Genomic DNA, 17,445 nt, shown 5'->3' with positions numbered 1-17,445 from the left:
GTTTTCCAGTCCTGATGCGTATGATCGAGCGTGGATTCTCCCTTTCTTCAATCGTCGCCGGGCACACCGTAGGATGGCGCCTCGCGGGGATCGAGGGCGCGCTGGATGTAGGCATCCAGCTGCGGTTTGTAGACCTCCCATGCGGCGGCGATGGCCGCGATCGGGCAATCCTCGGTCCAGTCGCAGCGCAGATCGGCGACGGGCCAGCTGACCTTGCCCGCGATCTGCATGCCAGCCGAATGCACCGGCCCCGCCTCGCCGCCCGCGGCAAGGCCCGCGCGCATGGCGGCGATCAGGCGGTCGCCGATATGGCCGGCGGCGGACAGATAGCCGTCGACGATGGCCTGCGAGACGGTGTCATTGGCCAGAAGGTTGCCGCCGGAGGCCACGTTCTCGGCCTCTGCCTGCGTCCATATGCCCAGCGAATTCGGCCCCGAGTGGATCGCCGTGCGGCCCTGCGCATCGACGGCCAGAACCTGCCGGTATTCCATGAAGCGCGACTGCGCGGACATTTGCGCGATCGCCTCCTCGGCGCTCATCCCGCGCTCCATCAGGTCCAGCGTCAGCGGCCCCAGCGTCGGATCCGTCACGTTCTGCGAGGCGACCGCGCCCACACCGGCGCGGGTGTAGGAGCAGCGCGCGGCCACTGCGGGGGACGAGGATGAGATGGCGACACCGAGCATGCCGGTCTCCGCGCAGCGCGCGACCAATGAAAAAGTCATGTGCCATATCCTTCTGGAATCACCGCGGTGCCGTCGATCTCGACCAGCCATTCGGGCCGCGCCAAAGCCTGCACCACGATGCCGGTCGAGACGGGATGCACGCCCTTGATATACTCGCCCATCGTCCGGTAAACCGCCTCGCGGTGGCGCACATCGGTGAGGTAGACGACCACCTTTACCAGATGCGCCATCTCGCCGCCCGCCTCTTCGATCAGCTGGCGGATGTTCTGCATCACCTTGTGGGTCTGCTCCACCGGATCGTGGCTGTCGATGTTCCTGGCATCGTCCAGGTTCTGCGGGCACTGGCCGCGCAGCCAGACGGTCTTGCCGCCTTGCGTGACCACGGCCTGGCACAGATCGTTGTCGAGCTTCTGCTCGGGATAGGTCTGGGACGTGTTGAACTTGCGAATGCGGGTGTGGGTCATGGTGTAATCCTCGGATTATTCTGCGGCGGTCTGGACGATGGCGGCGCTGCCGTCATAGCGCCGATAGGCGCGCTGGATCTCGATCTGATCGGCGATGTGTTTTGCATCATGCCACACCCCCCACAGGAAGGACGAGCCGCGCCGCGATTGCCAAGGCAGACCCAGAAAATAGACCCCCGGCTCGGCCGACAGTCCGCGCTGGTGGATCGGCGCGCCCTTGCCATCAAACGCGTCGATCCTGAGCCAGCTGAAATCCTGCCGGAAGCCGGTGGCCCAGATGATCGAGGTGACGCCCTCCTCGGCCAGGTCGATCGAGCGGATCGGATGGGTCAGGCTGTCCGGGTCGGGATAGGCCTGCCGCGCCTCGGGCTCCTCGGGCAGGTCGATCCCGGTGCGGGCGACATAGGCATCGGCCATGTCCAGCACCTCGTGATAATTGGCATCCCCCGCGGCGATGTTGCGCTGCAGATCGTCCTCAAAGCGCAGAACGCCGTCCTCGTACCCGCTGGTGCGCCCGGTGAGGATCACGCCCTCGCCGCCGAGCCTGCGGAAATCCATGGTCTGCCCGCCGCGCGCGCCGCTGACCGAGATGGTCACATGCTCGGTGCCGGGCGCGGGCGCGGTCATGTCCCACAGGCCCAGAACCCCCAGCCACCAGACATTGTCGCGGCCCCGGTAGCGGCGCGGCGGGCGGTCATGGGGGCCGACCGACAGGAACACCTTGCGCCCCGCGCGGTTCAGCTCGTCGGCGATCTGCGCGCCGGACGATCCGGGGCCGACCACCATGACCGCGCCCTCGGGCAGCTGATCGGGCCGCTTGTAGTGGAACGAGTGAAGCTGCTGCACACCGGCCGCCTCCGGCACGATGGGCGGGATCACCGGATGCTGGAACGCGCCGGTTGCCGCGACGATGCGGCGGGCCTCGATATCGCCCTGGCTGGTCTTGACCAGAAAACCGTCCTTGCCTTCGAGGCGGCGCGCCTCGATCACCTCGACCCCCTCGCGGATCGGCGCGTCGATCATCGCGGCATAATCGACCAGATATTGCGCGAACCGATCCTTGGTGACGAACTCATCAGGATCGCAATCCTCGAACTCCATCCCCGGAAAGCGGTCATGCCACGCGGGGCCGTTGGCGACCAGATTATCCCACCGCCCCGTGCGCCAGGCCTCCGCCGTGCGATTCTTCTCCAGCACAAGGTGCGGGATACCCGCGCGGCCCAGATGCTCGCTCATCGCGATCCCCGCCTGCCCGCCACCGACAACAAGCGTGTCTGTCTGCTCAACCGTCATGTCAGCGCTTCTCCCATTCGTTTGCCGAAAACCTGCCCACCAGCGGAGCCTTGCACCCTCCTTATCCGGTGCACGGAAATGGGAAAATTACGAATTCCGTCATCATTGCTTAGGGTGAGCCTAAAGGGACCTGCGCCTGCGATCCTTTTTCCACGCCTCACCGCCTGAGACGCTCCTGCAAGCGGCCCGGCAGGCGTGTTCGTCGCTCTGAAAATCGCTGCCATCTATCGGCGGTGTCGCAGAATTCTGATGCCGCGGGATTTGCGCTGCGAATTCAACCCATTAGAAGCAGCGGACCAGCAAGCCATAACCGCCCCGCTGCTGCGAATACCGCGCAAACCCTGTGCCGGGCCGCCTGCCGCGGGCGCGCCAAGCCTTGGCTGCCCCGCGGCAGGCATGCGTCACCGGGACGCGTCAGCCGCGGTTGAGCGCCTGCGCCATGCAGTGAATACCGCCGCCGGTTTTCGAGATTTCGGCCGTATCGATGGCCGCCACCTCGAAGCCGCGCGCGCGCAGCGCCTCGACCAGCACCGTCGACGCCTTGGGCGCGATCACCTTGCCATTGCCAAGGCTCATCACGTTGCACCCAAGGTTCATCGTATCGCGGAACGGCACATCGATGATCTCATGCCCCTTGCCTTTCAGCCAGTCCACGATCCACGGGTCGGTGCAGTCGAGGCAGACCGCCGTCAGCTTTTCGGCGATGGGCACGACCATCAGGTCGATATGCACATAATATTCGTCGATGAAGGCCAGCTTCACTTCCCAGCCCTCGTCCTCGAACCAGCCCGCCACCTGCCGCGCCCCGGCCTCGTTGGTGCGCGCGCCGCCGCAGCCGATCAGGACGCAACCTTCCTCGATCACGTTGAAATCGCCGCCCTCGAACGTGCCGGCGGTGACCATGTCGTAGATCGGGATGCCAAGGCGTTCGTAGGTGCGGATCGCCTCGTAATTCTCGCCCCGGCGCCACCATTGCGACATCGCGGTGATGATCGCGCCATAGGGCGTCATGACCGAGCTGTCGCGCGCATAGACCTGCATCGGCAGTTCGGGCTGGGGCGCATGCATCTGCACCTTGACGCCGAAATGCTCGTAGGCGGCGACCATCTCGGCATGCTGGCTCTGCGCGACCTGAATGTTGCAGGGGTTCTCGCGCAGGTGCTTCGACGACAGGCTGGAGGTCGACAGATGCTTCAGATGCGCGGGCGAGCCCAGCAGGACATTGCTGAGCGGGTCAGTCTCGTTCGGCAGATGCCAATGCTGCATCGGCTGGGTGCCGCCGCCGCGCTTGCGGCGCTGAAGGGTGAATTCGCTGATTGTCTTGTCGAGCATGTGCAGTCTCCTGTTACGCGCCGGGCATGGCGGAGGGAATCCACCAGTCGCGCCCGCGCGGGGTTTCAACATATTCCGGCCAGCGGAAATGGATGGGCGGCTTGTAATCGCAAAGTGGCGCCAGCCACTTGTCGCCGCCCACACCGCCGCCGGTGCGGTGCTTGAATTCGGCCATGGCGGCCTCGCGCGCGGCTTCGTCCTCCAGCAGGCGAAGAGCCGACAGGGCGCAGACGCGCGCGGCGGTGCGCACCATCGGGTCGATCGTGGCGGGAATACCGCCCAGCGCGTTCATCACCCAGCTGGGATAGGGCGCGCCGTTCGACTTCAGCGCCGGGCGCGCGATATAGAACCGCGCCAGCGGGGCGTGCCAGCTCATGTCGGTATAGTCGTCGCTGGTGCTGTTTTGCTGACTGGGCGGCAGATCGCGGCGCAGGATCGCCTCGGCGTCCTGCGGGGAGATCAGGCGGCTCATCTCGTCGATGAAGGGCTCGGCCATCGGTTCCTGCCCCAGATTGCGCTGGATCTCCTGCGCCACCTTCACCGCGTCCGCGCCCCATTGCGGCGCACCGGCCGCTTGCAGCGCGTCCCAGACGACATTCGCCATCGCGTGATTGGCAAGGCCGGGGCGCGATTTGCAGACCCAGTGCCGCTCCCACCGGCAGCCGGTCATGGCGGCGACGGCGGCGGCGTTGCGATCCAGCGCCGCTGTCACCTGCTCGGCCATGTCCACGGTCGGGGTGCGCATCATGTATTGCAGTTCGGCGAGGCCGGCCGGCTGGTTGTCCGCCGTGGCCTGCCCCGCCGTCAGGATCGCCTCGGAGATGGACCAACCGCCCTGATGCGGCAGCATCGATTCGCGCAGACCCTTCGACAGCGCATACATCTGCACCAGCGCCTCGGAGGCGCCGGGCGCGCGGATGGCGCTATGCGATTGCGGGATCGGCGCGCCGTCGCCCACGCCCCACGTCTCGGGCGCGTCGCAGATGAAGCGGTAGATGATCGAATAGGCCGCGCCGCAGTGGGTGTCCCAGCGCACCGTGTTGCACATCGGCAGCATGTAGAACGGATGGAACGACAGCATCGCTGCCAGCCCGTCGTAATAGCCCGCCGCCGCATGAATTGGCTTCGATCCGCGCACTTTCTCGGCAGGCTCGCCGGTGAAGCGCAGCCCGCCCCGGATGCCCTTGGCCTCCATCGCGGCCTTGGTCGCCAGAAGCCCGCCCAGCGCGCCGATGCCCAGCCCCGAATGCGGATCGGTATGCCCGCCGGCCTGATAGCCCAGCCCCTCGCGGGGCGCGCGATGCGTCGCGGCGGCCTGACAATTGCCCGGAATGGCGTCATATTCGCCGTACATCCCGATGATCGGCCCGTCGCCATTCGACCATTCGGCGCAGAAGGCGGTGGGCATCCCGCCCGACCCTTCCTCGACAGTGAACCCTTCCGCGCGCAGCCGCGCCACATACCATTCGGCCGAGCGATACTCGCGCCAGGCCGTCTCGCCATAGCCGAAGATCGTGGCGCACCACTCCGACAGCTCGGGCATCCGTGCATCGACGGTCTGCAGCGCGTGGGTCTGGGCGTCGCTCAATGTCACGGGCATCCTCCTGAGCTTCCTTCTGAGCAAAGAGTTAGCCACCGGCCGGGCGCGCATCAAAGTGAAACCTTTTCCCGCGATCGGCAAATTTCGCTCACCTAAAATGGTGGACGGGCGGTGACCGGCGGATAAGATGGGCCGGAAGGAGCCCGCCGATGTCCCGCATCCCCTCGACCCAGGCGCTGCGCGCGCTGGAATGTTTCGCCCGCCACGGGACGGTTTGGGGCGCGGCGGACGAGTTGAACTTGACCCGCAGCGCCGTCAGCCACCAGTTGCGCCTGCTGGAGCGCGACCTCGGCTTTGCCCTTTTCAACCGTGTCGGCACGCGGATCGAGCTGACGGCGCGCGGGCGGGCCTATGCGGGCGACGTGCGCGGCGCGCTGTCGGCCATCGCCGGATCCGCGGCGCGCAATGCGGGCCACGGCCTGTCGGGCAGCCTCACGGTGAGTTGCACGCCGGGCTTCGCCGCCTTCTGGCTCGCGCCACGCATCGGCGGGTTTCGCGCCGTCTGCCCGGAGGTCGATCTGCGCATCGTGACGCCCCGGCGCCTTGATGACGTGTCGAACCCGGGCGCCGACATCTTCATCGCCTTCGGCAGCGGCGCGATGCAGGGCGTCGAGGTCGAGCTGCTGCAACAGGTCGAGTTCGCGCCGCTGATCTCTCCGGTACTGGCCAACCGCCTCGGCGGGATCGAGGCGCCCGCCGACGTGCTGCGGGCCGATCTGCTGCATCTTGGCGACACGGCCGACTGGCGCCACTGGCTGCACGCGGCGGGCCTGCCGCAGAGCGCGGCGGACAAGGGGCCAGTCTTTTCCGACATGAACCTTGTCTATGCGGCCACGATTGCCGGACAGGGCATTTCCATGGGCGACGTCCTGATCGGCAACGCGGCGATGGAGGCGGGGCAGCTCATCCGCGTCGGCGATGTGCGCATCACCTCGCCCGATGCCTATTTCCTCTGCACGCCGCCGCAAAAGGCCGAGCTTGCCCCCGCCCTCGCCTTTCGCTGCTGGATCGTCGATGCCCTGCCCCAGCGCAAGCGACCGGCGGCGCAATGACAAACGATGTTTTCCGAACAGGCGAAAACAATTCGATTGCGCCGCCTTGCCGCGCACCACTACGCTTGAACTCCGAAGGGAGGACGCCATGACCACACAAACCCGCGCCGCCGAGATCGGTGTAAGCGGCATCGGCAAGGATTTCGGCAACTTCACCGCCCTTGACGATATCTCGCTGACCATCGGCCGTGGCGAGTTCCTGACGCTGCTCGGCCCCTCGGGGTCGGGCAAGACGACGTTCCTGATGCTGCTGGCCGGGTTCGAGGAGGCGACGCGCGGCACCATGACGCTGGACGGGCGCGACATGACCGACGTGCCGGCCGAAAAGCGTGGCTTCGGCATGGTGTTTCAGGGCTATGCGCTGTTCCCGCACATGACGGTCGAGCAGAACATCGCCTTTCCGCTCAAGGTGCAGAAGCGCGGCGCGGCCGAAATCAAGGCGCGCGTGTCCGAAATCGTCGAGATGGTCGGCCTTGGCGGGCACGCACGCAAGCGCCCCGATGCGCTGTCGGGCGGGCAGCAGCAGCGCGTCGCGCTGGCCCGCGCGCTGGCCTGCGAGCCGCCCGTCCTCTTGCTGGACGAGCCGTTCTCGGCGCTGGACAAGAACCTGCGCGGCCAGATGCAGGACGAGGTCCGCCGCCTCCACCGCGAGACGGGCACCACCTTCGTCTTTGTCACGCACGATCAGTCCGAGGCGCTGGCCCTGTCCAGCCGCGTCGCCATTTTCGAGCAAGGCAAGCTGCAACAGATCGCCCCGCCGCGCGAGATCTATGAGCGGCCGGAAAACCGGTTCGTTGCCGAATTTTTGGGCGATATCAATCTGCTGCCTCTCTCGGATACCGCCCGCGACGGCGACATGCTGCGCGGGCAATTCGGCGGGCACACCTTGCGCGCGCCGGGCCACGAGGACGGGCACACGCTGGCGGTGCGGCCCGAATACATGCGCCTCGGCCGGACCGCGCCGGACAGCGGCAATGCCATCCCGGCCACGGTCCGCGATCTGACCTATCTGGGCGCGGCCACGCGCATCGACCTGACCGGCCCTGAGGACACGCAGATCACGCTGAACCACCCGACCGACGATTTGCCGCCCGGCCTCGCCCCCGGCAGCGACATCTGGGCCAGCTGGCCCGAGCAGAAGGGATTTCTTCTGTAACGCGACGACCAACAAGGGAGATAAAAAATGAAACAGAACGACAGATTCACCGACGATCAGCTGGAGCTGCTGGCCGATAAGGCCCGGCAGGGCAAGATCAGCCGCCGCAAGTTCACGCAGCTGGGCATGGCATTGCTGGGCGCGACGGCGGTTGCCACGCGCGGCGCGCCCGTGCTGGCCGAGGACGGGCAACTGGTGTTCGTCAGCTGGGGCGGCGACGCGGTCGATGCCTATGACGACGCCTACGGCAAGCCCTTCGAGGAGGAAACCGGGATCCGCGTGCGCCAGGACGGCTCCGGCCCGACCGAGGGCGCGATCCAGGCCCAGTATGAAAGCGGCAGCCCATCCTGGGACATCGTCGACGCCGACGCCTTTTCCGCCGAAACGCTGGGCAAGAAGGGCATGATCGAGCCGATCGACTATGATGTCGTCGACAAGTCCAAGATGCGCGAGGGCTTTGGCTGGGAATATTCGGCCTCGACCTATTTCTTCAGCTACATCATCGCCTATGACGCCGCGAAATTCGGCGACAACCCTCCGACCACCATGGCGGATTTCTTCGATATCGAGAAATTCCCCGGCAAGCGCTCGATGTACAAATGGGGCGCCGGCATGTGGGAGGCGCTCTTGATGGGCGACGGCGTGGCGCAGGCGGATCTCTACCCGCTGGACCTGGTGCGCGCGCATAACAAGCTGAAGGATTTCAAACAGCACGTCATCAGCTTCTGGGGCAACGGCGCCGAAAGCCAGACCCTGATGCTGAACGGCGAGGCGTCGATGGCCCTGATCTGGTCCACGCGCGCGCGGCTGCTGGAGCAGGACACCGACGGCGATGTCAGCTTCACCTGGCAGGACGGCATCATCTCGCCCGGTGCAATGGCGGTCATCAAGGGCAACCCGGGCGGCGCCGAGGCCGCGATGAAGTTCATCGCCTCCGCGCAGGATCCCGAAAAGCAGCTGGTCATGTTCGACATGCTGAGCCAAGGGCCCGCGAACCCCGCCGCAGACGAGCTGATCCCAGAGGATCAGCGCCGCTACAACCCCGTGGCGCCAGACAATTTCGCGCTGCAGGTGCCGCTGGACGTGGCATGGTACGAGGAAAACTACGGCCCCGCGCTGGACGAATACCTCGCCATCGTGTCGGCCTGATGACCTTCGGCCGCCCCTGCCCCGCACAGGCCGGGGCGGCCCCGCCCGAGGAGACAGCATGACCCGGATCACCCGCCCCCTCATCCTGCTGGCGCCGCTTCTGGCATTCCTGGCGCTGGCCTACGTGCTGCCCTTCGCCGGCGTCGTGGGCTGGAGCGTGACCCTGCCCGAGCCGGGGGTGCAGAATTACGCGGCCGCCGTCACCGATCCGCTGATCCTGTCGGTCTTCTGGCGGACCTTGCGCATCTGCGTCATCGTCACCGTGGTTTCGGTGGTGATGGGGTATATCCTGTCGCTTCTGTGGGTGCGCGGCACGCCGCTGGTGCGCATGCTGACCGAGCTTTGCATCCTCATCCCGTTCTGGATTTCGGTCCTGACCCGCGCCTTTGGGTGGCTGGCGCTTTTGTCCAATCGCGGGCTGATCAACGGTTGGCTGGAGGCGTCCGGGCTGATCGACGACCCGCTGCGCCTGGTGCGCAACGAATTCGGCGTGATCGTGGGCATGGTGCATTTCATGATCCCTTTCGCGGTCTTTCCGCTGGCCTCGGCCATGCGCAACGTGGACGAGCGGGTGCTGATGGCCGCGCGCGGCATGGGCGCCAGCCGCACGCGCAGCTTTTGGCAGGTGTTTGTCCCGATGACGGCCGCGGGTCTGATGGGCGCCGCGCTGCTGGTGTTCGTCTTCGCCATCGGGTTCTTCATCACGCCCGCCATCCTCGGCGGCGGCCGCAGCGTCATGGTGGCCGAGCTGATCTATCTGCGCATCTTCCAGAGCCCGGACTGGGGCCTTGCCGCCGCGATCAGCGTGATCCTGATGGTCGCCATCTCGGCGCTGCTGACGCTCTTACTCAAACAGCTCAGCCCCAAAGGTGCCCGATGATCCGCCTGCGCCCCGGTCTGATTGCCACGCTTCTCGCTGTTCTGGTGGGCATTTTCATGCTGATGCCGCTCCTCGCCGTGGTGCCGGTATCGTTCACGCCCAAGCGGTTCCTGTCGATCCCCACGGACGAGCTGTCGCTGCGCCATTATCGCACGCTCTTCGAGGATCGCGAATGGGCCGAAGGCATATGGCTGTCGCTGCGCATCGGACTGCTGAGCGCCGGGTTCGCGACCGCCTTGGGCACGCTCTTCAGCCTGGGCATCTGGATGTTCCGGCCCCGCTTTGCCGGGCTGCTGATGGGGATTGCGCTGCTGCCGATGGTCGCGCCGCCGGTGGTGTCGGCGCTGACGCTCTATTTCTTCCTGATCACCCTGACCAAACTGAACGGCGTCGTGGCCTATGACACGATGCTGGGCGTGGCGCTGGCGCATTCGGTGATGATCGTGCCCTTCGCCGTCGTGCTGGTCAGCGTGTCGCTGGCGCAGGTGGACCGGCGGATGGACCTTGCCGCCCGCGCGATGGGCGCCTCGCTGGGAACGCGGGTGTTCAAGGTGATCCTGCCGAACATCAAGTTCGGCGTGATCGCCGCGTTCTTCCTGACCTTCGTGCTGTCATGGGAAGAGATCGCGGTCACGATCTTCATCACCTCGGTCGAGGCCGTCACCCTGCCCCGCCTCATGTGGCAGGGCCTGCGCGACAATATCGACCCGGCCATCGCCGCCATTTCGGTGGTGCTGATCGTGATCGTGGCGACGGTCGTGATCGGCCGCGCAGCGGTGACGGCGCTCCGGCAGCGCGGGACCTGATCCGCCGGTACCAACAGGCTTGTGCGGCAACGTCTACAGCCGTTCAGGAAATCTGTGCAGAAAGCAGCGGGGCGGCATCAGAACGGATAAGGCCCCGCCCCTGCGCATATCGGGATCCGCACCGATCGGAACGCGCCATGCCAGGTATGAAGCAGCATCCCGTCCTCGCTTATATGATAGCCCACCGGCGCGTCGGGGCGCCTGTCAAACGCGAAACTGCTGCAGGGCGAGGGCGCCGATAGCGCAACCCGCCCCGCGACCGTGGCAACCATGGTGCTGTGGATATGGCCGCAGATGATGCGGATCTCTGACGGGCTGCGTGCAAGGATCTTCTCCAGCCCGTCGATCCCGGAAAGGCCGATGCGGTCCATGAACGCGATGCCGCTGGCGAAGGGCGGGTGGTGAAGCGCCAAAAGAACGGGCCGTTCGCCCGAGGCTTCGAGCGCATGCTCCAGAAAATCGAGGGCGGCGGCGTCGAGGGCACCGCCGCCCTGCCCTTCCACCAGCGTATCGAGGCCGATAAGCTCGATGTCGCCCAGCTGCCGCGCCCAGTGCAAGCCGCCCAAGGAGGGCAGATAGCCCTCCGCCGCGAAGGCCGCGCGCATCGGCTCGCGCAGATCGTGATTGCCGGGTATGGCAAAGAGCGGCACGTCCAGCCGCGCGAGGCTCTGCCGCAAAAGGCGGTAGCTCTCGGCGCTGCCGTCGTCGCTGAGATCACCACTGATCAGGATCGCATCGAGCGGTTCGATGGCTGGAAGGATTTCGGCGATGCGCGTCACCAGACGCTCCAGCGATGCCGCCGTGTCCAGCCGGTCCGAGACCAGTTGACCCTCGCGCGCGATGTGAAGATCCGAGATTTGCAACACGCTCGTCACTTGATCCCCGCCCGCAAAAAGGCCTGCACGAATTGCCGCTGGAAGAGCAGGAACGCCAGCAAGAGCGGCGCGACGGTCATCATCGTGGCCGCTGAGATGACGCTGATATCGACGCCATTCTCGGGGGCGCCAAAGATCGACAGGCCCACCGTCAGGGGCCTTGTATCGGGCGAATTCGTCACGATCAGCGGCCAGAGGAAGTTGTTCCAATGGGTCGAGACAGAGATCAGCGCGTAGGCCAGGTAGGTCGGTTTGGCCAGCGGCACATAGACCCGCCAGATGATGCCCAAAAGACCGCAGCCCTCGATCCGCGCGGCCTCGTGCAGCTCGATCGGGACGGATTTGAACGCCTGCCGCATCAGGAAGATGCCAAAAGCACTGGCCATGTAGGGCATGCCGACGCCGAGAATGGTGTCGAACAGGCCCAGGCGCGAGATCATCGCATAATTTTCCACGATCAGCACTTCGGGCAGGATGAAGAGCTGCATCAGCACGAGGATGAAGACGATATTCTTGCCCGGAAAGTCCAGCTTGGCAAAGGCGAAGCCCGCGAGCGTCGTCAGGATGAACTGGCCGATGAGGACGATGGTGACCAGCAGAAAAGTGTTGAGAAAATACCTGAGCCACGGCGCCCCGGCCCACGCGGTGCGGAAATTGTCCATCGTCCAGGGCGCGGCAAGGTTGAAGTTCACCGCGTCCGATGTGGTATGAAAGGCCGCCCAGAAGGCAAAGACCAGCGGCGAGATCCAGATGATCGCCAGAAGGAACGCGCCCGCGCCCTCGATATATCGCGCCAGCCCGCTCATTGGTAATGCGTCCGGCGGTCGAGATAGAAGAACTGGATCGCCGCCACGACGCAAAGCACGCCAAGGACCAGCATCGTCATGGCCGCTGCATGGGGCCGATCGAAAAAGGCGAATGCCATTTCCCAGATGTAATAGAGGATCAGCTTGGACGCGTCCGACGGGCCGCCTTTGGTCAGGATGAAGAGGTGGTCGATCAGCTTGACCGAGTTGATCATCGCGTTGACCATGATGAAGAGCGTTGTGGGCATAAGCAGAGGCAGCACGATGCGGCGGGTATAGGTCCAGCGGCTCGCGCCCTCGATATCGGCGGCCTCTTTCAGATCCTCGGGGATGGTCTGAAGCGCGGCGAGATAGAAGATCATGAAGAACCCCGCCTCTTTCCAGATCGTCACGATGATGATCGCCCAGAGCGCGGTTTCCGGCTGGCCCAGCCAGTTGACTGACGGGAGGCCGAAAAGCGCGCCGATCTGGTCCAGCACGCCAAGGCCGGGCGTGTAGAAGAAGAGCCACAGGTTCGCCGCCGCGATCATCGGCAGCACGGTAGGCGTGAAATAGGCGGTCCGCAGGAACCCGCGCGCCGGCAGTTTGGAATTGGCCCAAAGCGCCATGGCCAGCGCGATGATGATCGAGACGGGGATCGTGATGCCCGCGTAGAAAAGGTTGTTCTTGGTCACCAGCCAGAAGGTCGGATCGGCGAAGAGATCGGCGTAGTTTTCGGTGCCGATGAATTCCGAAGGATTGCGCCTCGTGCCGCGCGAAAAGAGGCTCGACCAGAAGGTGGCCGCCGACGGGTAGAAGGCAAAGAGCGACAGGAGAACCGCGGCAGGCGACAGCAGGAGCCATCCATAGATGGCCTGGCGGCGGCGTTCGATATTGACATGTCTGCTCATGTAGCGGCCTTCAAAAGGGGCGCCGCCGCCGCGCCCCAAGGGTCACGGCGGCGGCGCAGGGTCATGTCACTGGTAGGGCTGCAGCAGGCGTTCGGCCGCGGTCTGCGCCTCGGCCAATGCCTCGGCAGGTTCCTTGGCGCCGGTCAGGGCCGACTGGATCGCGTTGTTCAGACCCTCGCGCACGCGCGCCGTCTCGAAGGTCGAGAATTCGGCGACCGCGGATTCCAGCTGATTGCGCGCGACCAGCGCGGGCGGGAACTCTTCGGTATAGGCCATGAGCGCCTCGGTCTCGTAGGCGGCGGGCGACACGCCCATATAGCCCGTGGCGATCGACCATTCCGCCGCCTGTTCGGGCGCGGTCATGAAGCGGATCAGCTTGAGCGCGGCGGCGCGTTCCTCGTCGCTGGTGTCCTTGAAGATGTAGAAATTGCCGCCCCCGGTGGGCGAGCCCTTACGCTCGTTCGCAGGAAGCTCGGCCACGCCGAAATCGAAGCTGGCCGCATCCTTGACCGCAGTCAGGTTGCCGGTGGAGTGCCACATCATCGCCGTCTGCCCCTCAAGGAAGGCCTGGCGCAGCGTGCCCCATTCGACGGTGCCCTCGGGCATGATGCCATGCTCGGTCGAGAGCGACTTCCAGAATTCCAGCGTGTCGACGACGGCGGGATCGTCGAAATAGGTGGTCAGGCCATCGCCTGACATCAGCTCCTTGCCGTTCTGGATCGCCAGCGCCTGGAACATCCAGTAGGGATAGCCCGTCGACGGGATCATGAGGCCGCTGGTGCCGTCCTTGGTCAGGGCCTTGCCCATCTCGACCATCTCGTCCCACGTGCTGGGCGGCGCTTCGGGGTCGAGCCCCGCCTCGCGAAACATGTCCTTGTTGTAATAGGCCACGATGGTCGAGCGCTGGAACGGGATGCCCCATGTCTGGCCCTCGATCTGGCCGTTCGCCATGAGCGCGGGGTAGAAGCCGTTCAGCCACGCCTCCCCATCCTCACCTTCGACCAGATCGTCGAAGGGCGCGATCAGGTCCTGTTCGATCAGGTCATAGGCGTCGATCGAGAACATGACGGCCAGCTGCGCAGGCTCGCCCGAATTCAGCGCCGAAAGGGCCCGCACACGGGTGTCGTCATAGTTGCCCGAATAGATCGCGTTTACCTTGATATCGGGGTTTTCCGCCTCGAAATCAGCAACAATGCCATCGACCACATCCGTCAGCGCGCCGCCGACGGCGATGGGGTAATACATGGTCAGTTCGGTCTCGGCGGCGGCCATGGTGGCGGCGCTCGCAACCAGCGCGGTGCTCAGGCTCAGCGTGGTGGTCAGTCTGGTGAAATGTCTCATGTCAGGTCCTCGCTCTTGGTGTGAAGTCGTCGTCTCAAATCTCTGGTCCCTTCCGCCGCCGCATCACCCGATGCGCTGGCCGGAGGGGTCGAATCTGTGCAGATTCTCGTCGTCGAATGTAACATCCACATGTTCGCCTTCGGGCATCACCCGCAGCCCCGGCAGCAGCACCGACAGGCCCGACGCCTCTGCGCAGTCGAGGCCGATCAGCGTCTCGGAGCCCAGAAACTCCGCCTCGCTCACGGTGCAGGACAGGCGCCCCTGCCCGCGCGGCACGACGCGCACATGCTCGGCCCGAAGTCCCAGCGTGAGGTTTTCGTCGAACCCCGCCACCTGCGCGGAGGGCATCAACGCCATCGGCGGCGCGCCGATGAATTCGGCGACAAATGTGTTGGCCGGGCGGTTGTAGAGATCATCGGGCGAGCCGATCTGCTGGATGCGCCCTTCCTTCATCAGGACGACCTTGTCGGCCATGCTCATCGCCTCGGTCTGGTCATGGGTGACATAGACGACCGTGATCCCCAGATCGCGCTGCAACTTCTTGATGTCCTTGCGCACGGCATTGCGCAGCTTGGCGTCCAGGTTGGACAGAGGCTCGTCCATCAGGCACAGGCGCTGCCCGGCGATGATGGCGCGCGCGAGTGCCACGCGCTGACGCTGGCCCCCCGACAACTCGGCGGGTTTGCGCGCCTCAAGGCCGGTGAGGCCGGTGATCTCCAGCGCGCGGGCCATCTTTTCCTGTCGCTCGGCGCGTGGCACGCGGCGGACCTTCAGGCCGAAGACCACATTCTCGGCCACCGACAGATGCGGGAAAAGCGCGTAGGACTGGAACACCATCGACAGATTGCGGTCCGACGCGGCGCTGGTCGTCACGTCGCGCCCGTCAATGTGGATCGTACCTTCGTCCGGCAGCTCAAGACCGGCCAGAAGCCGCAAGGTGGTGGATTTGCCGCATCCCGAGGGGCCAAGAAGCGCGACGAACGCGCCCTCCTCGATGTCGAGCGATATGTCCTCGACCCCAAGCTGGCCATTCCAGCGCTTGGCAATGCCCTTAAGGCGAACATAGGGCGCGGCCGTCATGCTGCCCTCCCTTCGGCAAGGATCAGACGCGCGCCCATATCCTCGACGATGCCCGCGAATTCGTCGCCCGGCATCCGGTCAAGAACCAGGTGATCGACCTCGCGAATATTCTCGCCCGCCGCGGGGGCGAGGCGGCCGAATTTCATGCTGTCGAGCACCAGGATCGAGCTGCGCGCGTTCTCGCGGATGCGCTCGCGGGCGCGCACCTCGACGGTGTGAAACTCCAGCAGGCTGCCATCCTCGGCAACGCCCGCCGCGCCGAAAATCGCGTATTCCGCGCGGTAGCGGTTAAAGAAATCCACCACGTCACTCCCTAGTATGTCCCTGTCGGGCAGGCGCAATTCGCCGCCCGGCAGGATGATGCGGTTGGACATCTCATCACTCAGCGCCATCGCCGCGCTGAGATTGTTGGTGATGACCGTCAGGTTGCGGCGGCTGCGCAGCGCCCGCGCGGTGCTGAGCGTTGTCGAGCCGATGGAGATGAAGATCGTCGCCCCGTCCGGGATCAGCCGCGCCGCCGCCTCGCCAATCCGATGCTTGCCCGAAGGATTGGTGGCCGCACGCAGATCAAAGGGCGTGTTCTGCGACTGATGTGCCAGCTCGATCCGGCCATGGCGCCGGTGCAATGCGTCATCCTCGCAAAGGATGTCGATGTCACGGCGGATGGTCTGCATCGACACGCCGAGCATCTCGGCCAGCGCATCGACGGTGACCATGCCGCGCTCGCGCACGATCCCCAGAATGGTATCACGCCGCTTGAGCCTACGTTCAGACATCATCCCCCCAACGGCTGACTTTCCGCCTCAAACGCTAAAGGCGCCAAAGCCTCAAAACAACATAAATTTCCCATGTAACGGTAATATTGCGGCTACAAGACGGTTACATGACAAACAAACGCCGGAAAAAATGTCGCTTTGAGCGCTTTGCCTCTTTGTCATTTCGGGCGCGATCCCTACAGTCAGCCCGTATCGCAGTCCTCCCCGAGCGAGGCACCGCAGCGGATAGTGAGGGACCAGACCATCCATGTTGAGCGCACCGAAGATCTTCGACCGATACGAGCAAATCAGGCCGCGCCTGCCGTCGGCCCCGCCGCGTTCCGGCACGCAGAACATCACCGCGCTGACTGACATCGCGAGCGACGCGGCCGCCTTCGTCTTTGACGCGTTCGGGGTTCTGAATGTGGGCGACACATTGATCGAAGGCGCTGACCGCCGTCTGGATGAGCTGCGCGCTCTGAACTGCCAGATCCGCATCCTGACCAATGCCGCCAGCTATGACCGCGCGGGGGCCGTGACGAAATTCGCCAATCTGGGGATCAACATCGCACCGGATGAGATTATCACCAGCCGTGATGCCGCACTGGGCAGCGTGACACCGGGCCTCTGGGGCGCTATCGCGGCGCCGGAGGACGGCCTGCAGGATATCGGCCAGGACGTCCTGCGTCTCGGCGATGATCCAAGGGCTTACGATCGCGTCGACGGCTTCCTCTTCCTATCCTCCAGCGGATGGACGGATGCGCGACAGGCCCTGTTGCAGGCGTCGCTTTCGGTGCGGGACCGCCCCGTTCTGATCGCGAACGCCGATCTGGTGGCACCACGCGATGACGGCTTCTCGCTTGAGCCCGGACATTACGGGCACCTTCTGCTGGATGGCGGGGCGGGTCAGGTGCGTTTCTTCGGCAAACCTTTCCCCGAGGTCTATGATCTGGTCGAAGCCACCTTGAGCGGCACGGCACGCGACCGGATCGTCATGTGCGGTGACACACTGCACACCGACATCCTCGGGGCGGCCGCGCGTGGATGGCGCACGGTTCTGGTTGCGCGCGATGGCCTTTTCGCCGGCCACGACACCGCCGATTTCTGCGATCGCGCTGCGCTGCACCCCGATTGGCGCCTGCCGCGGATATAAGCCTTCGACCTAAAACACGTTCGAAAAGGGCAGATCGGCGATGCGGCGCCTCCGGACCAAGGGCGCTCGCATTTGCCGCGAAACCGATGTTTCTGTTTCTGTTGTAATAAGGCCCCACTTCAGTAAGCTG

The 17,445-nt window shown here is 65.1% G+C and carries 17 protein-coding genes; 6 read left to right on the top strand and 11 right to left on the bottom strand.

All coding sequences use genetic code 11. The features are described from left to right. Positions 1 to 47: 47 nt before the first annotated feature. The 5 genes from DC366_RS04680 to DC366_RS04660 all read right to left on the bottom strand — a co-directional run bounded on the left by DC366_RS04680 (position 48) and on the right by DC366_RS04660 (position 5,366). Positions 48 to 722, bottom strand: coding sequence for a DUF1028 domain-containing protein (locus tag DC366_RS04680; protein WP_108691042.1), 675 nt, complete (start codon positions 720 to 722; stop codon positions 48 to 50). Continuing rightward, complete coding sequence (locus DC366_RS04675; protein WP_108691041.1) at positions 719 to 1,147, bottom strand: RidA family protein; 429 nt, start codon at positions 1,145 to 1,147, stop codon at positions 719 to 721. The genes DC366_RS04680 and DC366_RS04675 overlap by 4 nt, the downstream gene beginning before the upstream one ends. A gap of 15 nt (positions 1,148 to 1,162) precedes the next feature. After that, positions 1,163 to 2,440 (bottom strand): flavin-containing monooxygenase, encoded by a 1,278-nt coding sequence (locus DC366_RS04670; RefSeq protein ID WP_108691040.1) that lies wholly within the window; start codon positions 2,438 to 2,440, stop codon positions 1,163 to 1,165. A gap of 414 nt (positions 2,441 to 2,854) precedes the next feature. Continuing rightward, complete coding sequence (locus tag DC366_RS04665) at positions 2,855 to 3,772, bottom strand: dimethylarginine dimethylaminohydrolase family protein (RefSeq protein WP_207768660.1); 918 nt, start codon at positions 3,770 to 3,772, stop codon at positions 2,855 to 2,857. A gap of 13 nt (positions 3,773 to 3,785) precedes the next feature. Next, positions 3,786 to 5,366 carry a zinc-binding metallopeptidase family protein gene (locus DC366_RS04660; protein ID WP_207768659.1) on the bottom strand — a complete coding sequence of 527 codons (1,581 nt, stop codon included), beginning with the start codon at positions 5,364 to 5,366 and terminating at the stop codon, positions 3,786 to 3,788. 155 nt (positions 5,367 to 5,521) lie between these two features. Between DC366_RS04660 and DC366_RS04655 the strand changes: the two genes are divergently transcribed. The 5 genes from DC366_RS04655 (at position 5,522) to DC366_RS04635 (ending at position 10,415) form a co-directional block, all read left to right on the top strand. Beyond that, the gene (locus DC366_RS04655) at positions 5,522 to 6,424 is read left to right on the top strand and encodes a LysR substrate-binding domain-containing protein (protein ID WP_108691038.1); all 903 of its coding nucleotides are present in this window, start codon (positions 5,522 to 5,524) and stop codon (positions 6,422 to 6,424) included. An 88-nt stretch (positions 6,425 to 6,512) separates the two neighbouring features. Continuing rightward, positions 6,513 to 7,580: an ABC transporter ATP-binding protein gene (locus tag DC366_RS04650; RefSeq protein ID WP_108691037.1), complete on the top strand. Its 1,068-nt coding sequence runs from the start codon at positions 6,513 to 6,515 to the stop codon at positions 7,578 to 7,580. 27 nt (positions 7,581 to 7,607) lie between these two features. Then, positions 7,608 to 8,729 (top strand): ABC transporter substrate-binding protein, encoded by a 1,122-nt coding sequence (locus DC366_RS04645; protein ID WP_108691036.1) that lies wholly within the window; start codon positions 7,608 to 7,610, stop codon positions 8,727 to 8,729. 58 nt (positions 8,730 to 8,787) lie between these two features. Continuing rightward, a complete protein-coding gene (locus tag DC366_RS04640; RefSeq protein WP_108691035.1) occupies positions 8,788 to 9,609 on the top strand; it encodes an ABC transporter permease in 822 nt (273 codons plus the stop codon). Further along, positions 9,606 to 10,415, top strand: coding sequence for an ABC transporter permease (locus DC366_RS04635; RefSeq protein ID WP_108691034.1), 810 nt, complete (start codon positions 9,606 to 9,608; stop codon positions 10,413 to 10,415). The genes DC366_RS04640 and DC366_RS04635 overlap by 4 nt, the downstream gene beginning before the upstream one ends. Positions 10,416 to 10,492: 77 nt before the next feature. Here the strand turns inward: DC366_RS04635 and DC366_RS04630 are convergent, their stop codons facing one another. The 6 genes from DC366_RS04630 to DC366_RS04605 all read right to left on the bottom strand — a co-directional run bounded on the left by DC366_RS04630 (position 10,493) and on the right by DC366_RS04605 (position 16,183). Next, complete coding sequence (locus DC366_RS04630) at positions 10,493 to 11,281, bottom strand: phosphodiesterase (RefSeq protein WP_341476681.1); 789 nt, start codon at positions 11,279 to 11,281, stop codon at positions 10,493 to 10,495. Between the two features lie 5 nt (positions 11,282 to 11,286). Beyond that, entirely contained in the window at positions 11,287 to 12,096 is an 810-nt protein-coding gene (locus DC366_RS04625) for a carbohydrate ABC transporter permease (protein WP_108691032.1), read from the bottom strand. Next, positions 12,093 to 12,986 (bottom strand): carbohydrate ABC transporter permease, encoded by an 894-nt coding sequence (locus DC366_RS04620; RefSeq protein WP_108691344.1) that lies wholly within the window; start codon positions 12,984 to 12,986, stop codon positions 12,093 to 12,095. Before DC366_RS04620 ends, DC366_RS04625 begins: the two co-directional genes overlap by 4 nt. A gap of 66 nt (positions 12,987 to 13,052) precedes the next feature. After that, positions 13,053 to 14,327 (bottom strand): ABC transporter substrate-binding protein, encoded by a 1,275-nt coding sequence (locus DC366_RS04615; RefSeq protein ID WP_108691031.1) that lies wholly within the window; start codon positions 14,325 to 14,327, stop codon positions 13,053 to 13,055. 63 nt (positions 14,328 to 14,390) lie between these two features. Then, a complete protein-coding gene (locus DC366_RS04610; RefSeq protein WP_108691030.1) occupies positions 14,391 to 15,407 on the bottom strand; it encodes an ABC transporter ATP-binding protein in 1,017 nt (338 codons plus the stop codon). Continuing rightward, on the bottom strand, positions 15,404 to 16,183 hold the full coding sequence (locus tag DC366_RS04605; RefSeq protein ID WP_108691343.1) for a DeoR/GlpR family DNA-binding transcription regulator: 780 nt from the start codon (positions 16,181 to 16,183) through the stop codon (positions 15,404 to 15,406). The genes DC366_RS04610 and DC366_RS04605 overlap by 4 nt, the downstream gene beginning before the upstream one ends. Positions 16,184 to 16,430: 247 nt before the next feature. Here DC366_RS04605 and DC366_RS04600 point away from each other — a divergent pair, with 247 nt between their 5' ends. Continuing rightward, positions 16,431 to 17,315 (top strand): HAD-IIA family hydrolase, encoded by an 885-nt coding sequence (locus DC366_RS04600; RefSeq protein ID WP_108691029.1) that lies wholly within the window; start codon positions 16,431 to 16,433, stop codon positions 17,313 to 17,315. Positions 17,316 to 17,445: the final 130 nt, after the last annotated feature.

The sequence above is a fragment of the Pelagivirga sediminicola genome (assembly GCF_003072125.1).
In the GTDB taxonomy this organism is placed as follows: Bacteria; Pseudomonadota; Alphaproteobacteria; order Rhodobacterales; family Rhodobacteraceae; genus Roseovarius; species Roseovarius sediminicola.
The sequence above is the reverse complement of the archived record's forward strand: the minus strand, read 5'-3'. Positions and strand labels throughout refer to the sequence as shown.

What these genes read in the sequence shown, in the direction of transcription:
- DC366_RS04680 (WP_108691042.1), bottom strand. Translation starts at nt 722, where the DNA reads ATGACTTTTTCATTGGTCGCGCGCTGCGCGGAGACCGGCATGCTCGGT.
- DC366_RS04675 (WP_108691041.1), bottom strand. Translation starts at nt 1,147, where the DNA reads ATGACCCACACCCGCATTCGCAAGTTCAACACGTCCCAGACCTATCCC.
- DC366_RS04670 (WP_108691040.1), bottom strand. Translation starts at nt 2,440, where the DNA reads ATGACGGTTGAGCAGACAGACACGCTTGTTGTCGGTGGCGGGCAGGCG.
- DC366_RS04665 (WP_207768660.1), bottom strand. Translation starts at nt 3,772, where the DNA reads ATGCTCGACAAGACAATCAGCGAATTCACCCTTCAGCGCCGCAAGCGC.
- DC366_RS04655 (WP_108691038.1), top strand. Translation starts at nt 5,522, where the DNA reads ATGTCCCGCATCCCCTCGACCCAGGCGCTGCGCGCGCTGGAATGTTTC.
- DC366_RS04650 (WP_108691037.1), top strand. Translation starts at nt 6,513, where the DNA reads ATGACCACACAAACCCGCGCCGCCGAGATCGGTGTAAGCGGCATCGGC.
- DC366_RS04645 (WP_108691036.1), top strand. Translation starts at nt 7,608, where the DNA reads ATGAAACAGAACGACAGATTCACCGACGATCAGCTGGAGCTGCTGGCC.
- DC366_RS04640 (WP_108691035.1), top strand. Translation starts at nt 8,788, where the DNA reads ATGACCCGGATCACCCGCCCCCTCATCCTGCTGGCGCCGCTTCTGGCA.
- DC366_RS04635 (WP_108691034.1), top strand. Translation starts at nt 9,606, where the DNA reads ATGATCCGCCTGCGCCCCGGTCTGATTGCCACGCTTCTCGCTGTTCTG.
- DC366_RS04625 (WP_108691032.1), bottom strand. Translation starts at nt 12,096, where the DNA reads ATGAGCGGGCTGGCGCGATATATCGAGGGCGCGGGCGCGTTCCTTCTG.
- DC366_RS04620 (WP_108691344.1), bottom strand. Translation starts at nt 12,986, where the DNA reads ATGAGCAGACATGTCAATATCGAACGCCGCCGCCAGGCCATCTATGGA.
- DC366_RS04615 (WP_108691031.1), bottom strand. Translation starts at nt 14,327, where the DNA reads ATGAGACATTTCACCAGACTGACCACCACGCTGAGCCTGAGCACCGCG.
- DC366_RS04610 (WP_108691030.1), bottom strand. Translation starts at nt 15,407, where the DNA reads ATGACGGCCGCGCCCTATGTTCGCCTTAAGGGCATTGCCAAGCGCTGG.
- DC366_RS04605 (WP_108691343.1), bottom strand. Translation starts at nt 16,183, where the DNA reads ATGTCTGAACGTAGGCTCAAGCGGCGTGATACCATTCTGGGGATCGTG.
- DC366_RS04600 (WP_108691029.1), top strand. Translation starts at nt 16,431, where the DNA reads ATGTTGAGCGCACCGAAGATCTTCGACCGATACGAGCAAATCAGGCCG.